The sequence below is a fragment of the Kutzneria kofuensis genome (assembly GCF_014203355.1).
GTDB lineage: Bacteria > Actinomycetota > Actinomycetes > Mycobacteriales > Pseudonocardiaceae > Kutzneria > Kutzneria kofuensis.
Genome location: NZ_JACHIR010000001.1, coordinates 7056405 through 7076784 on the forward strand (window position 1 = coordinate 7056405; position 20380 = coordinate 7076784).

General features: G+C 70.6%; 17 protein-coding genes and 1 pseudogene. 6 read left to right on the top strand and 12 right to left on the bottom strand.

From position 1 onward, the window contains the following. Positions 1 to 28 precede the first annotated feature (28 nt). Together BJ998_RS32395 and BJ998_RS32400 are read left to right on the top strand one after the other, a co-directional pair. Complete coding sequence (locus BJ998_RS32395) at positions 29 to 1345, top strand: aldehyde dehydrogenase family protein (protein WP_184867116.1); 1317 nt, start codon at positions 29 to 31, stop codon at positions 1343 to 1345. A 25-nt stretch (positions 1346 to 1370) separates the two neighbouring features. Beyond that, positions 1371 to 1982 (top strand): class I SAM-dependent methyltransferase, encoded by a 612-nt coding sequence (locus tag BJ998_RS32400; RefSeq protein ID WP_312890433.1) that lies wholly within the window; start codon positions 1371 to 1373, stop codon positions 1980 to 1982. Between the two features lie 4 nt (positions 1983 to 1986). Here BJ998_RS32400 and BJ998_RS32405 read toward each other — a convergent pair whose 3' ends face one another. Then, the gene (locus tag BJ998_RS32405) at positions 1987 to 2532 is read right to left on the bottom strand and encodes a TetR/AcrR family transcriptional regulator (protein WP_184867117.1); all 546 of its coding nucleotides are present in this window, start codon (positions 2530 to 2532) and stop codon (positions 1987 to 1989) included. A gap of 122 nt (positions 2533 to 2654) precedes the next feature. On the opposite strand from BJ998_RS32405, the gene BJ998_RS32410 reads away from it, so the two are divergent. After that, positions 2655 to 3596: an SDR family NAD(P)-dependent oxidoreductase gene (locus BJ998_RS32410; RefSeq protein ID WP_184867118.1), complete on the top strand. Its 942-nt coding sequence runs from the start codon at positions 2655 to 2657 to the stop codon at positions 3594 to 3596. On the opposite strand, the gene meaB is transcribed toward BJ998_RS32410, so the two are convergent. From meaB to BJ998_RS32445, 7 genes are all read right to left on the bottom strand, one after another. Then, a complete protein-coding gene (meaB, locus tag BJ998_RS32415; protein ID WP_184867119.1) occupies positions 3593 to 4576 on the bottom strand; it encodes a methylmalonyl Co-A mutase-associated GTPase MeaB in 984 nt (327 codons plus the stop codon). The two genes, BJ998_RS32410 and meaB, sit on opposite strands and share 4 nt — an antisense overlap. Beyond that, positions 4566 to 6752, bottom strand: a complete 2187-nt coding sequence (gene scpA, locus BJ998_RS32420) for a methylmalonyl-CoA mutase (RefSeq protein ID WP_184867120.1) — start codon at positions 6750 to 6752, stop codon at positions 4566 to 4568. The genes meaB and scpA overlap by 11 nt, the downstream gene beginning before the upstream one ends. Beyond that, complete coding sequence (locus BJ998_RS32425) at positions 6749 to 8572, bottom strand: methylmalonyl-CoA mutase subunit beta (RefSeq protein ID WP_184867121.1); 1824 nt, start codon at positions 8570 to 8572, stop codon at positions 6749 to 6751. The genes scpA and BJ998_RS32425 overlap by 4 nt, the downstream gene beginning before the upstream one ends. A gap of 118 nt (positions 8573 to 8690) precedes the next feature. Beyond that, on the bottom strand, positions 8691 to 10277 hold the full coding sequence (locus tag BJ998_RS32430; protein WP_184867122.1) for a glycoside hydrolase family 13 protein: 1587 nt from the start codon (positions 10275 to 10277) through the stop codon (positions 8691 to 8693). 9 nt (positions 10278 to 10286) lie between these two features. Continuing rightward, positions 10287 to 11156, bottom strand: coding sequence for a carbohydrate ABC transporter permease (locus BJ998_RS32435; protein WP_184867123.1), 870 nt, complete (start codon positions 11154 to 11156; stop codon positions 10287 to 10289). Then, entirely contained in the window at positions 11156 to 12079 is a 924-nt protein-coding gene (locus BJ998_RS32440; RefSeq protein ID WP_184867124.1) for a carbohydrate ABC transporter permease, read from the bottom strand. Before BJ998_RS32440 ends, BJ998_RS32435 begins: the two co-directional genes overlap by 1 nt. Continuing rightward, the gene (locus BJ998_RS32445) at positions 12076 to 13443 is read right to left on the bottom strand and encodes an ABC transporter substrate-binding protein (protein ID WP_184867125.1); all 1368 of its coding nucleotides are present in this window, start codon (positions 13441 to 13443) and stop codon (positions 12076 to 12078) included. The genes BJ998_RS32440 and BJ998_RS32445 overlap by 4 nt, the downstream gene beginning before the upstream one ends. A gap of 164 nt (positions 13444 to 13607) precedes the next feature. On the opposite strand from BJ998_RS32445, the gene BJ998_RS32450 reads away from it, so the two are divergent. Next, complete coding sequence (locus BJ998_RS32450) at positions 13608 to 14633, top strand: LacI family DNA-binding transcriptional regulator (RefSeq protein ID WP_281393386.1); 1026 nt, start codon at positions 13608 to 13610, stop codon at positions 14631 to 14633. 186 nt (positions 14634 to 14819) lie between these two features. Here BJ998_RS32450 and BJ998_RS32455 read toward each other — a convergent pair whose 3' ends face one another. Next, positions 14820 to 15263, bottom strand: coding sequence for a cupin domain-containing protein (locus tag BJ998_RS32455; protein WP_184867127.1), 444 nt, complete (start codon positions 15261 to 15263; stop codon positions 14820 to 14822). Beyond that, the gene (locus BJ998_RS32460) at positions 15257 to 15979 is read right to left on the bottom strand and encodes an SDR family NAD(P)-dependent oxidoreductase (protein ID WP_221339388.1); all 723 of its coding nucleotides are present in this window, start codon (positions 15977 to 15979) and stop codon (positions 15257 to 15259) included. Before BJ998_RS32460 ends, BJ998_RS32455 begins: the two co-directional genes overlap by 7 nt. Positions 15980 to 16009: 30 nt before the next feature. Here BJ998_RS32460 and BJ998_RS32465 point away from each other — a divergent pair, with 30 nt between their 5' ends. Beyond that, positions 16010 to 17428: an SDR family NAD(P)-dependent oxidoreductase gene (locus tag BJ998_RS32465; protein WP_184867129.1), complete on the top strand. Its 1419-nt coding sequence runs from the start codon at positions 16010 to 16012 to the stop codon at positions 17426 to 17428. On the opposite strand, the pseudogene BJ998_RS32470 reads toward BJ998_RS32465, so the two are convergent. Together BJ998_RS32470 and BJ998_RS32475 are read right to left on the bottom strand one after the other, a co-directional pair. Continuing rightward, positions 17407 to 18272 (bottom strand): annotated as a pseudogene (locus tag BJ998_RS32470) (DUF3626 domain-containing protein). The gene BJ998_RS32465 and the pseudogene BJ998_RS32470 overlap by 22 nt on opposite strands. A gap of 153 nt (positions 18273 to 18425) precedes the next feature. Further along, entirely contained in the window at positions 18426 to 18932 is a 507-nt protein-coding gene (locus BJ998_RS32475) for a hypothetical protein (RefSeq protein WP_184867130.1), read from the bottom strand. A 233-nt stretch (positions 18933 to 19165) separates the two neighbouring features. Here BJ998_RS32475 and BJ998_RS32480 point away from each other — a divergent pair, with 233 nt between their 5' ends. Beyond that, positions 19166 to 20347: a glycosyltransferase gene (locus BJ998_RS32480; protein ID WP_221338197.1), complete on the top strand. Its 1182-nt coding sequence runs from the start codon at positions 19166 to 19168 to the stop codon at positions 20345 to 20347. Positions 20348 to 20380: the final 33 nt, after the last annotated feature.

Consider the following 20380-nt stretch of genomic DNA (forward strand, 5'->3'; position numbering starts at 1 on the left):
GGGTCCCGATCCGAGCTAGGCTCGCGACATGACCGATGTCCTCCTGGAGATCCCGGCCGTCGTCGACCGGCTGCGGGCCGCGTTCCGATTCGGCCGCACCAAGCCGTTGTCGTGGCGGCGTGGGCAGCTCGGCGCGCTGCGGGCGATGCTGACGGAGCAGGAGGGCGCGTTCGTCGAGGCGCTGCGTGCCGACCTCGGCAAGCCGGCCGACGAGGCCCGCCGGACCGAGATCGACTTCGTGTGCCGGGAGATCGACCACACCCTTGAGCACCTGGACTCCTGGCTCGCGCCGGAGGACGCCGAGCTGCCGGCGACGCTGCGGCCCGGACGCGGCACGGTCGTGCGGGAGCCACTCGGCGTGGTGCTGATCATCGGGCCGTGGAACTACCCGCTGCAGCTGGTGCTGGCGCCGCTGGTGGGCACGCTCGCCGCCGGCAACGCGGCCGTGCTCAAGCCGAGCGAGCTGGCCCCGGCGACGGCGTCGGCGATCGCCCGCTTCGTGCCGCAGTACCTCGACCAGGAGGGCGTCGCCGTCGTCGAGGGCGCGATCCCGGAGACGACAGCGCTGCTGGAGCAGCATTTCGACCACATCTTCTACACCGGCAACGGTGTTGTCGGCCGGATCGTGATGACGGCCGCGGCCAAGCACCTCACGCCGGTCTCCCTCGAACTCGGCGGCAAGAGCCCGGTGATCGTCGACACCGACGCCGACCCGGCGGTCACCGCCGAGCGGCTCGTCGACACCAAGTTCCTCAACGCCGGCCAGACCTGCGTCGCGCCGGACTACGTGCTCGCCGTGGGCGACGCCGCCGCACGGCTCGAACCGGCGCTGGCCGCCGCCGTGCGGGCGAAGTTCGGTGACGAGCCTTCGGACAGTCCGCTGTACGGCCGCATCGTCAACCACCGGCACTTCGACCGGTTGAACAACCTGCTGGCCAGCGGCCGCGTTGTCGTCGGCGGGCAGACCGACCGGGACGCCAAGTACATCGCGCCGACCGTGCTCGCCGACGTGTCGCCGGACGCGCCGGTGATGAGTGAGGAGATCTTCGGGCCGATCCTGCCGATCATCGCCGTGCCCGACGTCGACGCCGCCATCGGGTTCATCACCGCGCGGGACAAGCCGTTGGCGCTCTACGCCTTCACCGAGTCCGAGTCGACGAAGGCACGGATCCTGGCCGAAACCTCCTCCGGCGCGGTCGGATTCGGCCTGCCGGTGTTGCACCTGACCGTGCCGAGCCTGCCGTTCGGCGGGGTCGGGGAAAGCGGCATGGGCCGGTACCACGGCAAGTACTCCATCGACACCTTCAGCCACCTCAAAGCCGTGCTGGACAAGCCTTTGGCGTGAAATCGCTCCCCGTTAGCCTCGGGGTGTGCCGGAGGCTGCCGAGCTGTACAACGCGATGAACCCGTGGGCCGATCGTGCCGACGAGCGGTTCTACCTCGGTTTGGCGCTCGCCGCCGCGTCCGTGCTCGATGTCGGTTGTGGGACCGGGACTTTGCTGTCCCAGGCCCGGGCCGCCGGGCACGCGGGACGGCTCGTCGGCTTCGACCCCGATGCCGTCATGACCGGGCACGCTTTCCAGTGCCTGCTCACCGATTCCGACGTGCTGACCACGCTTCGCGGTGTGCGGGACGCGTTGACGCCGGCCGGCCGGTTCGTGTTCGAGACGCGGAACCCCGCGGCCCGGGCGTGGGAACAGTGGCCGGAGGGCGGCTTCGAGTTCCCATGGGAGGGCAAGCCCGTCCGGGTGCACTACGAGGTGCAACCCATCGTCGGGGACGTTGTCGACGTCGTGGAGAACATCGTCGGCGACGGCTGGCGGCGGGCCGACTGGGGCCGGATCCGGTTCCTGTCGGTGGAGCGGCTGGGGGAGTTGCTCACGGAGGCCGGGCTGGTCGTCGAGGAGCGGTACGGGGACTGGGATCGGAGCCCGGTCACGCCGGACAGCGCGGAGATCATCTCGGTGGTCCGCTGGGGATAGCGGATCACGCGTGCCGCAGGCCGCCGAGCACCAGGTCGATGAGGCGGGCGGTCTGCTCGTCGTCGCTCGTGGCCAGGGAAATGCCGTTGAGAACGGTGAGGATGTCGAGACCGTCGACGTCCCGCCGCAGCCCGTCCCCGCAGGCCGTCACGAGTTTCGTGAGGGCGTCCAGCACGATCCCGCGCATCGGCACGAAGGGGTTTTCGCCGGAGGCGAGGACCATGCGGAACGCGTCGGCCATGCCGTGCTTGGCGGTCATGAAGTCGGTGAACCGGCCCATCCACAGCCGCAGGGCGTCGAGCGGCTCATGGTCGGCCAGCAGCGCGTCGGCATGCTCGGCGACGCGAACCATCTCGGCCCGGTGCACGGCGACGAACAGGGCCTCGCGTGTCGGGAAGTGCCGGTAGAGGGTGCCGATCGCGACGCCGGCCTGGCGGGCGATCTCCTCCAGCGAGGCGTCCGCGCCCCGGCTCGCGAAGGCGGCTGCGGCCGCCGCCAGGAGCCGGTCGCGGTTGCGCTGCGCGTCGGCGCGCAGGGGGCGGTCGGTCACGGCGGCTCCAAGCTGGTCGAACGGGCAACGTGAGCACCCTCATGTTATCAGGCGGAGGCCCCTCAGGTTAGTATTCGGAGGAGCCTCCGGTTAGGGGGCGCCGTCCGAACGGAGAACAGACCATGTCGCAGACATCTTTCGGCTGGGGGACGACCGCCGAGCAGGCGATCGCCGGCATCCGGCTCGACGGGAAGCGGGCCGTCGTCACCGGGGCGTCGTCGGGCATCGGCGTCGAGACCGCCCGGGTGCTGGTCGAAGCCGGCGCCGAGGTCACGCTGGCCGTCCGCGACCCGGAGGCCGGCGCCCGGGTGGCCACGCAGATCAACGCGGCGAACTCGGCTGGCTCGGCCCGGGTCGCGGCGCTCGACCTCGCCGACCTGGCGTCAGTCGCCGCCTTCACCGACGCGTGGACCGGCCCGCTGGACCTGCTCGTCAACAACGCCGGCGTGATGGCGATCCCGACCCGGCAGCTCAGCCCCGCCGGCTGGGAACTGCATTTCGCCACCAACCACCTGGGCCACTTCGCCCTCGCCACCGGCCTGCACGACGCGCTGGCCGCCGCCGACGGCGCACGCATCGTCTCGCTGACCTCCCGCGGGCACCTGCGCGCACCCGTCGACTTCGACGACGTGAACTTCGACGCCCGCGACTACGACCCCCTCCTCGGCTACGGCCAGTCCAAGACCGCGAACGTCCTGTTCGCGGTCGAGGCGGCGCGGCGGTGGGCCGACGACGGGATCACCGCCAACGCCGTCCACCCCGGCGGGATCATGGACACGAACCTCTCCCGCCACATGCCCGCCGAGCTTCTCGAAGCGGCCAAGGCCACCAGCCGCCAGGTGGCGAAGACTCTCGGCCAGGGCGCGGCCACCACCATCGTGGTCGCCACCTCGCCCCAGCTGTCCGGCGTGACCGGCCGCTACTTCGAGGACTGCCAGCCGGCGGAGACGATCGGTCGCGAAGCCACCGACATCCCGGGCCACGCGCACGGCGTCGCCTGGTACGCGGTCGATCCCGACAACGCCGCCCGGCTCTGGGAGCTGTCGTCGAAGGCCGTCGGCTAGGAATCCCGAAACGCCCGCAGAATCCGCTCCGCCGCCAGCGTCGCCGTCAGCTCCCCGTCGCGGACCTGGCGCTCCAGCTCCGGCGCGATCGACCGCACGGCCTCGCTGCCGTGCAGCGACGCCAGGAGCTGGTCGTGGACCATGGACCAGGTCCAGTCCACCTGCTGCTGCCGTCGCCGCCGGGCCAGCTCGCCGGAGGACTCCAGCTCCGAGCGGTGCTCGCGGACGGTGTCCCACACGACGTCGAGGCCGGCGCCGGTCAAACCGCTGCAGGTCAACACCTTGGGCGCGGCGCCGGCGCCACGGAGCAGGCGCATGGCGCCGGTGAGCTCCCGTGCGGCCTTGCGGGCGTCCTGCTCGTGCGGGCCGTCGGCCTTGTTGACGGCGACCACGTCGGCGAGTTCCAGCACGCCCTTCTTGATGCCCTGCAACTGATCCCCGGTCCGGGCCAGCGCCAGCAGCAGGAAGCAGTCGACCATGTTGGCGACGGCGATCTCGGACTGGCCGACGCCGACGGTCTCCACCAGCACCACGTCGTAACCGGCGGCCTCGACCAGGACGATGGACTCCCGGGTCGCCCGGGCCACGCCCCCGAGCGTGCCGGAGGTCGGCGACGGGCGGACGAAAGCGTTGTCGTCGACGGCGAGCTGAGCCATCCGGGTCTTGTCGCCGAGGATGCTGCCGCCGGTCCTGCTCGACGACGGATCCACGGCCAGCACGGCGACCCGGTGGCCGGCGCCGGTCAGGGTCGTGCCCAGGGCCTCGATGAACGTGGACTTGCCGGCGCCGGGCACGCCGGTGATGCCGACCCGGTGCGCCCCGCCGGCATGGGGCAGCAGCTCCACCAGCAGCTGCTGCGCCAGCTCGCGGTGCGCGGGCTTGGTCGACTCCACCAGCGTGATCGCCCGCGCCAGCGTGGTCCGCGACCCGTCGAGCACGCCCTTGGCGTACTCCTTGACGTCGATGGGCTTACGAGCCATCGGCAGCGTGGTCCAGCTGGTCGGCGAGCCGGTCGAGCAGGCCCATGGCGGCGTCGGCGATCACGGTGCCGGGCGGGAAGATCGCCACCGCGCCGGCCTCGTACAGCGCCGCGAAGTCGGCCGGCGGGATCACGCCGCCGACCACGATCATGATGTCCTCCCGGTCCAGCGCGTCCAGCTCCTGCCGCAGCGCCGGCACCAGGGTCAGGTGCCCCGCCGCCAGCGACGACACTCCGACGATGTGCACGTCGGCCTCGACGGCCTGCCGCGCCACCTCCGCCGGCGTCTGGAACAGCGGGCCCACGTCCACGTCGAAGCCGAGGTCGGCGAAGGCCGTCGCGATCACCTTCTGGCCGCGGTCGTGCCCGTCCTGGCCCATCTTGGCCACCAGGATCCGGGGCCGCCGGCCCTCCTCGCGCTCGAACGCGGCGACCCGCTCCAGCACGGTCGACACGTTGCCGCCGGTCCCGGCCTCGTCGCGGTACACACCGGAGATGGTACGGATCTGCCCGGAGTGCCGCCCGTAGACCTTCTCCAGCGCGTCGGAGATCTCGCCGACGGTCGCCTTGGCCCGGGCCGCGTTCACGGCCAGCTCCAACAGGTTGCCGTTGCCGGCGGCGGCCTCGGTCAACGCGCGCAAGGCGTCCTGAGTGGACTGTTCGTCGCGTTCCTCGCGCAGCCGGCGCAGCTTCTCGATCTGCTGCGCGCGCACGCCGTGGTTGTCGACCTTGAGGACCTCGATCTCCTCGTCGGCGTCCACCCGGTACTTGTTCACGCCGATCACCGGCTGCCGGCCGGAGTCGATGCGGGCCTGCGTGCGGGCGGCCGCCTCCTCGACGCGCAGCTTCGGGATGCCGGCGTCGATCGCCTTGGCCATGCCGCCGGCCTGCTCCACCTCGGCGATGTGCGCCCACGCCTGCCGCGCCAGGTCGTACGTCAGCCGCTCGACGAAGGCGCTGCCGCCCCACGGGTCGATCACCCGCGTGGTGCCGGATTCCTGTTGCAGCACCAGCTGGGTGTTACGGGCGATGCGGGCGGAGAAGTCGGTCGGCAGCGCCAGCGCCTCGTCCAGGGCGTTGGTGTGCAAGGACTGCGTGTGCCCCTGCGTCGCCGCCATCGCCTCGACGCACGTCCGGGCCACGTTGTTGTAGACGTCCTGCGCGGTCAGCGACCAGCCGGAGGTCTGCGAGTGCGTCCGCAGCGACAACGACTTGGGATTCTTCGGGTCGAAGCCCTTCACCAGCTTCGCCCACAGCAGCCGCGCCGCCCGCAGCTTGGCCACCTCCATGAAGAAGTTCATGCCGATGGCCCAGAAGAACGACAGCCGCGGCGCGAAGATGTCGATGTCGAGCCCTGCGCCGACGCCGGCCCGCAGGTACTCCACGCCGTCGGCGAGGGTGTAGGCCAATTCCAGGTCGGCGGTCGCGCCGGCTTCCTGGATGTGGTAGCCGGAGATGGAGATCGAGTTGTACTTGGGCATCCGCTGCGAGGTGTACGCGAAGATGTCCGAGATGATCCGCATCGACGGCTGCGGCGGGTAGATGTAGGTGTTGCGGACCATGAACTCCTTGAGGATGTCGTTCTGGATGGTGCCGGCCAGCTGCTCCGGCGCCACCCCCTGCTCCTCGGCGGCCACGATGTACAGCGCCAGCACCGGCAGCACCGCGCCGTTCATGGTCATCGACACGCTCATCCGGTCCAGCGGGATGCCGTCGAACAGCTGCCGCATGTCGTAGATCGAGTCGATCGCCACACCGGCCATGCCGACGTCGCCGGCCACCCGGGGGTGGTCGCTGTCGTAGCCGCGGTGCGTGGCCAGGTCGAACGCCACCGACAGGCCCTTCTGCCCGGCCGCGAGATTGCGGCGGTAGAAGGCGTTGGACTCCTCGGCGGTGGAGAAACCGGCGTACTGCCGGATGGTCCACGGCTGGTTGACGTACATCGTCGGGTACGGCCCGCGCAGGTACGGGGCGATACCCGGGTACGTGCCCAGGAAGTCAAGGCCGGCAAGGTCCTCCGCGGTGTAGAGCGGCCGGATGCCGATGCCCTCCGGCGATTCCCACACCAGCGCGTCGGTGTCCTTGCCGGTCGCCGCGTGCAGCGCCTTGCGCCAGTCGTCGGCGCCGCCCGCGACCTCCGGGTCGCCCAGCGGCACGTCCGCGAAGTTCGGGATCATTTCGTTGCCCCCAACTGCTGATACGTGGCGTGCAGCACGGAAAGCGCGTCGCAGCCGGCGAAGACGAACGCGTCCGCGCCGGTGTCGGCCCACTTCTTCGGGCTGCCGGCCAGGAACACGTGTGTCGCGCCGGCTTCCTTGAGCGCGGCGACCGCGGCGGCGGCCTCCTCCGCGTACAGCTTGTCGGACGAGCAGACGCAGGCGACACCACCGGGGAAGTCGCCCACCGACCCGGCCGGCGTCTCGATGCCACCGGCGTTGAACAGGTTGGCCGCGAACGTCGACCGTGCCGTGTGGACGGCCACCGGGCCGATCGTCGCCAGGAAAACCTGTGGTCGGGAACCGGTTTCCGCCAACTGGGCGTCGGATCGGTCCCGGAGTTCCTCGAACGCCTGCGCGTAGCGGACCTTCGGCAGCCCACCGGTCGGCGCCGGCGGCAACGGCTTGCGCCGCACCGGCTTCTCGGCGAGGTTCGGGAACTCCGAGACGCCGGTCAGGGCGTCCTTGCGGTGCGCGATGTTCTCGCCCCGCCGCTGCCAGGTCGCCGCGAGCCGGTCCCGGACAAGGGGAAACGCCTCGACGAGCCCGCCGGCGCGCTCGATCTCCTGGAACCACGCCCACCCGGCGCGGGCCAGGTCGTCGGTCAGCCGCTCCACGTACCAGGAACCGCCGGCCGGGTCGATCACCTGCCCGAGGTGCGACTCCTCCAGCAGCAACGCCTGCGTGTTCCGGGCGATGCGCCGGGAGAACGGGTCCGGCAGGCCGATCGCGGCGTCGAACGTCTGCACGGTAACGGAATCCGCGCCGCCGACGCCGGCGGCGAAGCACGCCAGCGTGGTGCGGAGCATGTTCACCCACGGGTCGCGCTGCGTCAGCATCGCCGACGACGTGACGGCGTGCTGCAGCTGAGCCGACGGCGCGCCGCTGACCTGCGTCACGCGGGTCCACAGCCGCCGCGCGGCCCGCAGCTTCGCGATGGTCATGAACTGGTCGGCCGTTGCCGCGTAACGGAATTCCAGCAGGTTCGCGGCCGCCGAGACGTCGAGGCCGGCCGCGGTCAGCGCCCGCAGGTACGTCACGCCGGCGGCGAGGGAGCAGCCCAGCTCCTCGGCGTCGCTGCCGCCGGCATCGTGATACGGCAAGGCATCCACGACGATCGCCCGCAGCTTCTGATGGGTCCGCGAGGTCCGCACCGCCAGCTCCACGGCCGCTTCGAGATCCGGCGCGGTCCCGGTGCGGGCATGCACGCCCAGCGGGTCGATGCCGAGGTTGCCGGTCGCCGTGCTCGGCTGCACGTCGAGCACCTCGAAGTACGCCTCGGCGGCGGCCGCGAACTCCGCGCCCGCGTCGAGCACGACCCCGGCCAGGTCGAGGTACACGCCGTTGAGCGCGTCGCCGAGGCCGGCGATGGGAACGCCGCCGTCGCCGAGCACCAGCCACACCGAGCCGGCGCCGTTCTCCAGATCGGCCAGCACCTCGCGGTTGGTCACGGCCGGATCGGGGTCGGCGTGCCGCTGCCGCACGTCCCAGCCGTCGGTGGCGGAACCGTCCGGGGTGCCGCCGCGCACGTACGGCGCGATGCCCGGGAAGCCACCGGCGGGGGCGGCATCGTCGGCCGTGTACAGGGGGCTGATCGTGATGCCGTCGTAGGTCGTGGTGGCGAGCAGGTCCTCCGGGGAGTCGTGCCGCTCGCCCTCGCCGAGAACCCCCGACTTGCGCAGCACCGACTCCACCGACCGGCGCCACTGTGCGCGGTCGACCTGCGGGAACTCACCGGCGAGCGAGAGCTCCGCCGGTCCGGTCTTGGACGGCGTCGTCATGCGGACCGATGGTAGGGGAAGCTACTTAGGCGTAGCTTGTGACCTGGCTCGCTAAGGGGTCTTGTTCGGTAAAGATAGGGGGCGACGCCGGCGCGCCGCCCCCTGACACAGGGGTCGGTCACCGGGCCAGCCACACCGCCGTGTTCGGCGGCAGCTGGCTGTCCGCCAGCGGGTCGCTGGCCAGCAGCACCTTGGTGTGCTCGGGCAGCTCGACCGCCGCCCCGGACAGGTTGATCACGCACACGAAGTGCTCGTCCCGGGCGAACGCCAGCACCCCGTCCGGCGACGGGCACCAGGTCAGCGTGCCGTCACCCAGCGCCGGAAGTTCGTGCCGCAGCCGCAACGCCTTCTGGTACAGCCGGAGCATCGAACCCTCGTCCGCCGACTGGGCCGCGACCGTGTACGGCTCCCAGCCGTCCGGCTGTGGAAGCCACGTGTCGTCGCCGCCGAACCCGTACGGTTGCGCCGCTCCGTCCCACGGCAGCGGCACGCGGCAGCCGTCCCGGCCGGGGTCGGCGCCGTTCGTCCTGCTGAACACGGGGTCCTGCCGCGCCTCGTCCGGCAGGTCCTCGACCTCCGGCAGTCCTAACTCCTCACCTTGGTAGATGTACACGCCGCCGGGCAGCGACATACTCAGCAACGCGGCCGCCCTGGCCCGCCTGGTGCCCAGCGCCAGGTCGGTCGGCGCGCCCTGCTGTCGGTCGGCGAAGCTGAAGGAGGTGTCCGCACGGCCGTAACGAGTCACGTGCCGGGTCGTGTCGTGATTGGACAGCACCCACGTCGCCGGCGCACCGACCAGCGCGTGCGCCTCCAGCGTGGAGTCGATGACGGCGCGCAGCCGGTCGGCCTCCAGCGGACAGGACAGGAAGTCGAAGTTGAACGCCGAATGCAGCTCGTCCGGCCGCAGGTAGCGGGCGAACCGCTCCTGGTCGGGCAGCCACATCTCGCCGACGAAGACCCGCGGGTCCGGGTAGGAATCGGCGATGCGCCGCCATTCCCGGTAGATCTCGTGCACGCCGTCCATGTCGGAGAAGGGAAGCCGGCCCTCGGTGCGACCGTGCACGTCGGGCAGCGCCGGATCCTTGACCAGCCCGTCGGCCACGTCGATGCGGAAGCCGTCCACCCCGCGGTCGAACCAGAACCGGAGCACCTCCCGGAACTCCTGGTGCACCACCGGGTTCTCCCAGTTCAGGTCCGGCTGCTCCGGGGCGTACAGGTGCAGGTACCACTCGCCGTCGGGCACCCGGCTCCAGGCCGAGCCGCCGAACCGGGACTGCCAGTCGTTGGGCGGTTCCGGGCTCGCCGGGCGGAACCAGAACATCTCCCGCTGCGGCGAGCCCGGACCGGCCGCCACCGCGTCGAGGAACCAGCGGTGCCGGTCGGAGCAGTGGTTGGGCACGATGTCGATGATCACCTTCAGGCCGAGGGAATGCGCCTCCTCGATGAACTTCTCGGCCTCGGCCAGCGTGCCGAACGACGGCTCGATGTCCCGGTAGTCCGACACGTCGTAGCCGGAGTCGGCCATCGGCGACGGGTACCACGGACACAGCCAGATCGCGTCGACCCCCAGGCCGGCGATGTGCGGCAGGTGCTGGCGCAGACCGGTCAGGTCGCCGGTGCCGTCGCCGTTGCCGTCGGCGAAGCTGCGCACGTACACCTGGTAGATGGCCGCACCACGCCACCACGCCGATCCAGTGTCGGTCACATTGACTCCTCAGCCCTTGACGCTGCCCGCGGTGAGGCCAGCAAGGATGTTCCGTTGGAAGATCAGGAAGAGCACGATCGTCGGCACGCTGGCCAGCACCAGCCCGGCCAGGATCAGGTTGATCGGGGTGTCCGGGGCGAACCGCTGCAGCGCCACCGACAGCGTCTGGGCCTGCGGGTCGGAGAACACCAGCAGCGGCCAGATGAAGTCCTTCCACGCCGTCACCACCGACAGGATGGACACCACGCCCAGCACCGGCCGGGACAGCGGCAGCACCACCCGCCACATGGTCCGGATCGGCCCCGCCCCGTCCAGCGTGGACGCCTCGATCAGCTCGCCGGGGATCTGGTCGAAGAACCGTTTGAGCAGGTAGATGTTGAACGCGTTGGCGGCGCCGGGCAGCCAGATCGCCAGCGGCGAGTTGGCCAGGTTCACGCCCAGCAGCGGCACGTCGGTGATGGTCAGGTAGGTCGGCACCAGCAGCGCGGAGGCCGGCAGCATCAGCGTCGCCAGCATCATGCCCAGCACGACCCCGCCCAGCTTGGGCTTGAGCTTGGACAGCGCGTAGGCCGCCGGCACGTCCACCGCCAGCTGCACCAGCCAGGCCCCGAACACCACCACGATCGTGTTCAGGAAGAAGTGAGCGAGGCTCATGAAGTCCCAGGCCTCGACGTACGCGCCGACGTTCGGGCTCTGCGGCAGGATCGTCGGTGGCACCCGGGCCAGCTCCGGGGCGGTTTTCATGGCCCCCAACACGAGCCAGACCAGCGGGAACACGAACGCGGCGGTGAAGGCGACCGCGGTGACCGTGAACACCGTCCAGTAGACGGCCTTCCCGCGCGGGCTGCGCAGCTGGGACGGCGACACGAGAGTGCGCATCAGTCCGCCCTCCTCGTCAACCTCACGTAGCACAGGCCGAACACGCCGAGCACCACGAACAACATCAGGCTCAGCGCGCTGGCCGTGCCGAAGTCGTTGTAGAAGAAGGCGTACTTGTACAGCAGCAGCAACACGGTCACGGTCGAGTCGCCGGGGCCGCCGCCGGTCATGATGTACGGCTCGGTGAACACCTGCATCGTGGCCACGATCTGCAGCAGCAGCATCACCAGCAGCGCGAACCGGGTCTGCGGCACCGTCACGTGCCACAGCCGGCGCCACAGGTTCGCGCCGTCCAGCTCCGCTGCCTCGTACAGGTCGCCGGGGATGGTCTGCAGCGCCGCCAGGTAGATCAGCGTCGCCGACCCCATGTTCGCCCACGTGGACACCAGAACCAGCGACAGCATCGCCGTCGTGGGGGAGTTCAGCCAGCTCAGGCCGGGCAGGCCGACGGCGTGCAGCGCCGTGTTGAACAGGCCGGGACCCGGGTCGTAGAACCACTTCCACAGCAGCGCCACCACCACCGGCGGCAGCATCACCGGAAGGTAGACCACCAGCCGGAAGTAGGCCTTGCCGTGCCGGAGTTCGTTGAGCAGCACGGCGATCACGAACGGCACCGCGAAGCCGAACACGAGGGCCAACCCGGTGAACAGCAGCGTGTTCAGCCACGCCTCGCCGAACTGGGGGTCCGCGAACAGCTTCTCGAAGTTCTCCAGGCCGACCCAGGTCGGCGCGGTGACGAAGTTGACCTGCTGGAAGCTGAGCAGGACGCCGCGCACGATCGGGTACCAGGAGAACGCCGCGAACACCAGCAGGGCCGCGCAGAGCAGGCCGTAGGCCGTGACGTTCTCCCGGACGCGGCGCCGGAGCCGGGCCGCCGGCCGCACCCCTAGCGCGGCCGACGGCAACCGGACGGCGGTGCTCACTTCACCGTCGCGAGCACGGAGTTCACCTTCTGGCTCGCGTCGGAGAGCAGGCTGTCGAAGTTGGCGTCCTGCTGCGTCAACACAGTGGACATCACGGTGTCGAGGATGGCGTAGACCTGCTGGGCGCTCGGCGGTTCCAGGCTGCCCTTGAGCGACTGCACGCCGTCCAGGTAGGGCTTGTAGTTGGCCACCGGCACGGTGGCGAACTTCTCCTTGGCCTGCTCCTGCTGGTCACGCACGGCGCCGGTCCACAGGTCGGGCACCGGCGACACCGGCAGGCCGACCGGCTGGCCCTGCTGCTTGTACGTGTTGAGCACCTCGGAGTCGACCCGCTCCGGATTGAGGTACTTCCACTGGATCCAGGTCAGGCCGGCCTTGATCTGCGCGGGCGTGGCCTTCGGGTTGATCATGTAACCCTCGCCGCCGATCAGCGTGCCCTTGCCGCCGGGCATCGCGCCCAGGCCGTAGTCGGCGTAGTTGCCCTTGAACTGGTTGACCAGGGTGGGGATGTTGTCGGCGGCGGCCAGGTACATGCCGAGCTGGCCGGCGCCCATCATCCGCTGCACGTCCTCGATCTGCAGCAGCTGCTGGCTGCCCATCGAGTTGTCCGTCCACCGCATGTCGTGCAGGGTCTGCAGGACCGCCTTGCCCTTGTCGTTGTCGAAGTCGGCCTTCCAGGTGTTGCCGTCCTTCTTGGCGATGTCGCCGCCGTGGGCGTACATCCAGGCCGTGAAGTGCCAGCCGCCCTGGTTGTTCTTGGAGTAGTCGGCGAAGCCGACGGTGTTGTTGCCGAGGTCGGCGATCTTCTTGGCGTCCGCGCGCACCTCGTCCCAGGTGGTCGGCGGCTTGTCCGGGTCGAGGCCGGCCTTGCTGAACAGGGCCCGGTTGTAGAGCAGGCCCATCGAGTAGTTCGCCGTCGGCAGGCCGTAGACGTGGCCGGCCGCGTCCTTGAAGACGTCCAGCAGGGCGGGCTGGATGTCGTTGACGTGCGGGACGTCCTTCACGTAGTCGGTGATGTCCGCGGCCTGGTGGCGCGCGATCAGGTTCGCCGGGTCGGTGAAGTAGACGTAGTAGACGTCCTCGAGCTGGCCGCCGGCCAGCTTGGCGGAGAACGTCTTGGGGTCCATGAAGCCCTCGTGCGCCTGGATCTTGATGTCCGGGTGCGCCTTCTCGAAGGCGGCGACGTCGGCGTCGAAGATCTTGCGGTCGAACGGCTGGGTCTGCGGCGGCTGGCCGTCGATGGTGATCGTCACCGGGCCGCCGGCCTGCTGGTCGGCGCCGCTGCTGCAGGCCGCCGTGAGGCCGAGCGCGAGGCCGGTGGCCAGCACTAACGCGGTGGTGGACCGGAATCTGTCAGTACTCATCAGGTGATCTCCCCTGACGCGGTGGAGTGTGGCGCACACCATAGATCTTCTGGACACGTGGCCGCAAGATGTTGACACGAGATTGCAAGATCGTGACTTGATTGCCCCGAACGGCGTTTCGCGCCGTCGACTCGCCGCAAGTGACTGCAAACTGCTTGCGCCACCTGTCGTATAGTTGCGGCATGACAAGACGCCTTGCGGAGGTCGCGCAGAAGGTCGGAGTCAGCGAGGCGACCGTCAGCCGCGTGCTCAACGGCAAGCCCGGGGTCTCCGAGGCCACCCGGGCGGCCGTGCTCACCGCGCTGGACGTGCTCGGCTACGAGCGGCCCACCCAGCTGCGCGGGGAACGGGCCCGGCTGGTCGGCCTCGTGCTGCCCGAGCTGCAGAACCCCATCTTCCCCGCGTTCGCCGACGTGGTCGGGAACGCGCTGGCCCAGCAGGGCTTCACGCCCGTGCTGTGCACCCGGACCGCCGGTGGCGTGTCCGAGGCCGAGTACGTGGAACTGCTGCTCCAGCAGCACGTTTCCGGGGTGGTGTTCGCCGGCGGGCTGTTCGCCCAGGCCGACGCCTCACACGAGCACTACCTGCGGCTCACCAACCGCAAGCTGCCCGCCGTGCTGGTCAACGCCGCCGTCGAGGACCTGGCGTTCCCCAAGGTCGCCTGCGACGACGCCGTCGCCGCCGAGCAGGCGCTGGGGCACCTGCTGTCGCTCGGGCACACCCGCGTCGGCATGGTGCTCGGACCGCCTGATCACATGCCCTCGCGCCGCAAGGAAGCCGCCTTCCTGGCGCATGCCGCCCGCGCCGGCGTGGAAATCCCCGACGACGCCATCCAGCACACCATGTTCTCGCTGGAAGGCGGCCACGCCGCCACGTCCAAGCTGCTCAACCAGGACATCACCGGCATCGTCTGCGCCAGCGACCCGCAGGCCCTCGGCGCCATCCGGGCCGTCCGGCGCAAGGGCCTCACCGTCCCCGGCGACGTGTCCGTGGTCGGCTACGACGACTCGGCGTTCATGAACTGCATCGACCCGCCGCTGACCACGGTCCGCCAGCCCATCGAGGCCATGGGCCGGGCCGCGGTCGAGCTGCTGGTCAACCAGATCGAAGGCGCCGCCGTGTCCACCGAGGAGCTCCTCTTCGAACCCGAGCTGGTCGTCCGCGGCTCGACGGCCCCCGCCCGCCCCTAATTTTTCCCTACGTGAGTGGCTCATTTCGCATTTACGCGCACCTGAGCCACTCACGTGCCCCATGCGTGGTGCACGTGAGTGGCTCAGGTGGCGTTGGAGGCGAAATGAGCCACTCACGTAAGGGGGCCCTCGCATAGGAGCCACTCACGTAGGGAAGCTCTCACGTGGGTGGGCAGCACGTGGGGGCTAGCGGGTGAGGCGGCGGATGCCGGGGGCCGCTGCGGGGTAGGCGGCCGCCAAGCCGGAGTCGGCGAAGCTGACGCAGTCGTCGGTGTAGGGCGGGGCCATGAACGTGCCCAGCAGGCTCCACTCGCCGGTCGTCTCCGTCGCCTGCCACACCCCGGCCGGCACGGCCACCTGCGGGCGTTGGCCGGCGGCGAGGTCGATGCCGAGGACCGGTCGGGTCACCGAGCCGTCGGGGTGCAGGAGCAGCATCCGGGCCGGGGCGCCGGCGTGGAAGCTGTAGATCTCGGGGTGTTCCAGCCGGTGGAGCGCCGAGAACTCGGGGGCGACGAGCAGGTAGTAGATGCCGGTGCCGTTGGCGTCACGCCAGGTCTGCGCCCAGTGCCCGCCCTCGACGGGCAGCGGCTGCAGGCCGAGCGTCTCGATGATCGTGTTCGGATTCACCATGCCGGCCGCACCGACATGCCACCGTCGACGACCAGGTTCTGGCCGGTCATCCAGCGCGCCAGGTCGGAGGCGAGGAACACACACGCGTCGCCGACGTCGTCGGGAGTGCCGAGCCGGCCGAGCGGCGCGTGGTCGGTCCAGCTCCGCACGCCCTCGGGCCATGCCTGCTCGATGCCCGGCCGGGCGATGAGGCCGGGGGAGACGGCGTTGACGCGGATGCCGTGCGGCCCGTACTCGAGCGCGGCGGCCTTGGTGTGCATGAGCAGGGCGGCCTTCGCCGAGGCGTAGTGCGCGTGGCCGACGGCCGGCACCGTGCCCTCGATGGAGCCGATGGCGATGATCGAACCGCCGGTGCCCCGCTCGACCATGAGGTTTGCGGCCGCTTTCGTGACGAGAAACGCGCTGTCGACGTTTCCGGCGAACACCGCCCGCCAGTCGGCCAGCGTCAGCTCCGAAAGCGGCTGCACCGGTTGCACGCCGGCGTTGTTGACCACGATGTCGAGCCCGCCGAGCTGGTCCGTGGCCGTTGCCAGCAGCCGGTCCACCTCCTCCGGTTCGCGCAGATCCGCTTGCGCCGCAAGGACATTCGGCTCCTCCGGCGGGCGAGAGCGGTAGTGCGCGAGCACCCGTGCGCCGTGCGCGGCCAGCCGGGCGGCGATGCCGGCCCCGATCCCGGTGGTGGCGCCGGTCACCAGCGCCGCCTTGCCCGTCAACATCGTCACCGCGCCAAGGTTAGAGTGCCGGTCATGTCCGAGATCGACCCCGCCGAGCTGGAGACGTGCCTGAAGGTGCTGGCGGCCGTGACCAAGCTGCCCGCCGAGCACCCGACGGCGATTCAGGTTCGCCGGGCCTCCTCCCAGATCGCCAAGGAGGCCCGGCGCGAGCGGCGCAGCCAGGCCCGCCGGGCCGTGACCGCCGCCGACCGCGAGGTGACCGCGCAGACCGCGACCGGGTCCCCGGTCCGGATCGATGACGAGACGCAGGGCATTCCGCTGGTGTCCACCGCCGTCGGCGCGACCGCCGGCACCCTGCTGCGACCCCGCTCCTGCTACGTCTGCAAGACCCGGTATGTCGAGGTCGACGCCTTCTACCACCAGCTCTGCCCGTCGTGCGCGGCGTTCAACCGGGCCAAGCGGGACGCCCGCACCGATCTGACCGGGCGGACCGCCCTGCTCACCGGTGGCCGGGCCAAGATCGGCATGTACATCGCGCTGCGGCTGCTTCGGGACGGGGCGCACACCACCATCACCACTCGGTTCCCGAGCGACGCCGTACGGCGGTTCGCCGCCATGCCCGACAGTGCCGACTGGCTGCACCGGCTTCGTGTCATCGGCGTCGACTTGCGTGATCCCGCCCAGGTCGTGGCCCTCGCCGACACCGTCGCCGCGGCCGGGCCGTTGGACATCCTCATCAACAACGCCGCCCAGACCGTGCGTCGCTCGCCCGGCTCCTACTCGCTGCTCGTCGAGGCCGAGTCCGACCCGCTGCCCGCCGGCCCCCTGCCGGAGATGATCACCCTCGGCAGCCCCCACGACGCCCACCCCCTGGCCCTGGCCGGCACCGAGCTCACCTCGCTGGCCGCGGACGTGACCGCGCTGGCCCTGACCGCCGGCTCCGCCTCGCCGGCCCGGTACGCCGCCGGCACCGCCGTCGACGCCGCCGGCCTGACCCCCGACCTGGCCGATGTCAACAGCTGGACCCAGACCGTCGACCAGGTCGACCCCGTCGAGCTGCTCGAAGTCCAGCTGTGCAACCAGACCGCCCCTTTCATCCTGATCAGCCGGCTCCGCCCCGTCATGGCCGCCGCCGAGGCCCGTCGCAAGTACGTCGTCAACGTGTCCGCCATGGAGGGGCAGTTCGGCCGTGGCTACAAGGGCGCCGGGCATCCCCACACGAACATGTCCAAGGCGGCGCTGAACATGCTCACCCGCACCAGTGCCGGGGAGATGCTCAGCGACGGCATCCTCATGACCGCCGTCGACACCGGCTGGATCACCGACGAACGCCCTCACCCCACGAAGCTCCGCCTGGCCGACGAGGGTTTCCACGCCCCTCTCGATCTGGTCGACGGCGCTGCCCGCGTCTACGACCCCATCGTCCGTGGCGAAGCGGGTGAGGACCTCCACGGCTGCTTCCTCAAGGACTACGCCCCGTCGCCGTGGTGAGCGGTTCGTCTTGCCCGCATCTCCGGGGCGCCGAACCTGGCGACGTAATGCCAGACCCGTTTGAGGGCCTGCTCGTCGTATCGACCGGTGCGAGATGCGTCGCCGATGACGCATGGATCGAGACGACCGTCACGGGCGAGGGATATGCCGAGGCGTACGAACTCGTGCCCGCGGTACTCGGGGTGTCGGCGCAGCTCGGCCGTGGTCAGGGTGAACCCGCCGTGCCATTCGATCGGGCAAGCCAACCGCCTGGCCGCAGCCTCTGCCGGGGTGCTTCGGTAGCAGGGGTCAAGGACCAGCGCTTCGACGTCACGGCTGAGGTCGACCACACCGTGCACATGGGCTTCGACGTAGTCGTCGAGCGAATCCTTGCCGTCCGCCTCAGCCAACGTGATCAGCGTCGACAGCCTCGACGCCACGCCGAAGTGCCGAGGCTCGAACACGCTGTCCGGATAACAGAACGTGGTACGGGCCAGGGTGTGGCCGGCCAGGCGCAGGTAGGCCGAGCCGAAGCGCGGTGAGCCGCCCACCAGGCGGCGACGGAAGTTGAGCGATCCGTACTTCGGCCGGTCCGTCGCCGGCGCGTCATCGTAGGCTCCGGCGAAGATCCGGCTCTCCCATCGCCAGCGGTCACCGCCAGGATGCGCGGTCAGCCCCCGTTGCTGGTCCCGGTCTCGAACTGCGACCTGTATACGCCGTCGCGGGCCATGAGCTCCAGGATCGGCACCCCGGCCACGAGCCGATCGGGGTGAAAGTGCAGCGTCACCCGCAACGACGGGTCTACCGGCTCGCCCGTCGCCAGCGACGTCACGTGGGCAATGGCCCGCTCCGCCAGGTGCGGCATGGCCGCAGTATCTACGATCGCGACGACGGCAGCGACGGCATTTCCGACACCCGGGTGGGGCGAAAAGCCCTCATGCCGCACCGTTTTCGGTATGCGGATGGGGGCGTGACTCTGCCCGCGCCGCCCCCTACGAGTCATGTGCTGCGGGCAGAGTCAACCGGCCCTTCGCCCGATCACCGGGGTAGCGCCGTCGGCATGCACGATGACGAAGTTCCCGCCCGGGTCAACGACCTCGGAGATGGTGACGCGGCCGGTGGTGTCCAGCGCGGTCGCCAAGGCGGCGTGGCCCTCGACGACCTGGTCGAGCTTGGCGTAGTGCCGGGCGACACCCGGCGCCGGTCCGGTGATGCCCAGCCGGAGGTCCGCGCCTCGGCGGAGGGCCGCGATCACCCGGTCCCGCAACGGGCTCGCTGCGGCGGCCAAGACCCTGTCGTGCAGCCGTTCCTGCGCCGATGGCTCGGTGGGCGCGGCCGCCGCCGCTGTGGCGCACGTCGAGCATCCCGAGCTGGGACGGAAGAGGTGGCGGTAGATGTCCAGCCGCGTCATGTCGATGCCGCACAGCGTTCGGTCTCGACCGGCCGCGTGTTCGACGCCGGTGCGGCGATCGATGGCCGCGGCGAACTCGGCCGGCTCTCGCGCCGTCTCGAAGGACCAGGTCATGGCCGGGAGCCTACGGGTCGGTGAGAGCCGGGTGGGGGATCGTCCGACTTGACGACGACGTCGGCGACGGTGGTGGGCTCGACCTCGCAGCGGTGGCGGTCAAAGGCGGCAAGGTCCAGTGGTCATCGGGAGGGTAGGGGCCGCGCAGCCTTCGACTGCGCGGGCTGATGAATTTACGTGGCGTTTTCGCGACGCTGGAAGTGGGCGACACGTGGTGCCCCAACCATGTGCGGGTGGCCGGTGACATCAATGTGCTGTCCCTCTACGAGGGGTTCTTCAGCGGTGGAGCGCGCATTCTGCACAGTGATGTGCTGGCCGGCCTGCACGGCCAGGGTCAGCGGCATCGCGTGCTGAGTATCCACGGACAGTCGCGGCGTGAGGCGACAGTGCAGCGGATGCAGGACGACGCCAGCTATCGCAAGCTGGTCGCTGCCGGCATGCCGGTGTCCGCGCTGCGTGCCGGTAGCACCGGGCCGGCCGAGTTCGACGAGGCGGAGCTGGCGGCGTTCGAGCGGGAAGTGTCCGGTGTGGACGTTGTCCTCACGCTCAAGGAGCAGCCGCTGCGTCTGGTCAACCAGGCCGGCGCTCGCGGCAAACCCGTGATCACCTGCCTGCACCGATCCGATCCCGAGAACCAGGGGTCCGCGCTGGCCGAGTTGCGCACCGCGGTGAGCACCGGCGTCATCGCGGCGCTGGTGTGCTGCGCCGAATCGACCCGGGCTGCCTATCATGCCGCAGGGATCCCCGCCGACCTGCTCGAGGTGATTCCCAACGGGGTCGACGCACGTCGGTTCCGTCCCGACCGGCTGGCCCGGGCCCGGCTGCGCCGCGCGCTGGGCATCACCCCCGACGCCGCGGTGATCGTGTTCGCCGCGCGCTACGACGTGATGAAGAACGTGCCGCTGTTCCTGGCGGCCGCGGCGGCTTTCCTGGTGGCGCGGCCGGACGCGCACGTCGTGATGTGCGGGGCCGGGATGACCGCGGCGAACCCGCTCCTCACCGCCGATCTGGCCGTGGTCGGCCTGGAGACGTCGTCGCGGCTGCATCGGCTCGGGGTGCGCGACGACCCCCAGACGCTGTTCGCCGCGGCCGACGTGGTGTCGCTGACGTCGGCGTTCGGCGAGGCGGCCCCGCTGTGCCTGATCGAGGGCATGATGTGCGGCGCGATCCCGGTCGCCACCGACGTCGGCGACTGCGCGCCCATCGTCGCCGGCCGCGGCCTGCTCACCGCGCCCGAACCCACGGCCATCGCCGCCGCTTGGGCGGAAGCACTGACCCGCCGCGACGAATTCGGTCCCGCGCTCCGGGACAGCCGCACCCGGTTCGGCCGCCGCCGCATGATCGCCTCGTACGCGCGCCTCATCCGACACGTGAGCAGGCGCACCGGGATGACGCTGAGCGGCGTGGCCGCCTGAGCCTCCGGCGTGGCGAACGACCACTGCTCGGTC

Coding starts and splice junctions, on each gene's coding strand:
- BJ998_RS32455 (WP_184867127.1), bottom strand. CDS start 15,263: ATGGTGAATCCGAACACGATCATCGAGACGCTCGGCCTGCAGCCGCTG.
- BJ998_RS32410 (WP_184867118.1), top strand. CDS start 2,655: ATGTCGCAGACATCTTTCGGCTGGGGGACGACCGCCGAGCAGGCGATC.
- BJ998_RS32435 (WP_184867123.1), bottom strand. CDS start 11,156: ATGCGCACTCTCGTGTCGCCGTCCCAGCTGCGCAGCCCGCGCGGGAAG.
- scpA (WP_184867120.1), bottom strand. CDS start 6,752: ATGATCCCGAACTTCGCGGACGTGCCGCTGGGCGACCCGGAGGTCGCG.
- BJ998_RS32425 (WP_184867121.1), bottom strand. CDS start 8,572: ATGACGACGCCGTCCAAGACCGGACCGGCGGAGCTCTCGCTCGCCGGT.
- BJ998_RS32395 (WP_184867116.1), top strand. CDS start 29: ATGACCGATGTCCTCCTGGAGATCCCGGCCGTCGTCGACCGGCTGCGG.
- BJ998_RS32460 (WP_221339388.1), bottom strand. CDS start 15,979: ATGTTGACGGGCAAGGCGGCGCTGGTGACCGGCGCCACCACCGGGATC.
- BJ998_RS32475 (WP_184867130.1), bottom strand. CDS start 18,932: ATGACCTGGTCCTTCGAGACGGCGCGAGAGCCGGCCGAGTTCGCCGCG.
- BJ998_RS32465 (WP_184867129.1), top strand. CDS start 16,010: ATGTCCGAGATCGACCCCGCCGAGCTGGAGACGTGCCTGAAGGTGCTG.
- meaB (WP_184867119.1), bottom strand. CDS start 4,576: ATGGCTCGTAAGCCCATCGACGTCAAGGAGTACGCCAAGGGCGTGCTC.
- BJ998_RS32445 (WP_184867125.1), bottom strand. CDS start 13,443: ATGAGTACTGACAGATTCCGGTCCACCACCGCGTTAGTGCTGGCCACC.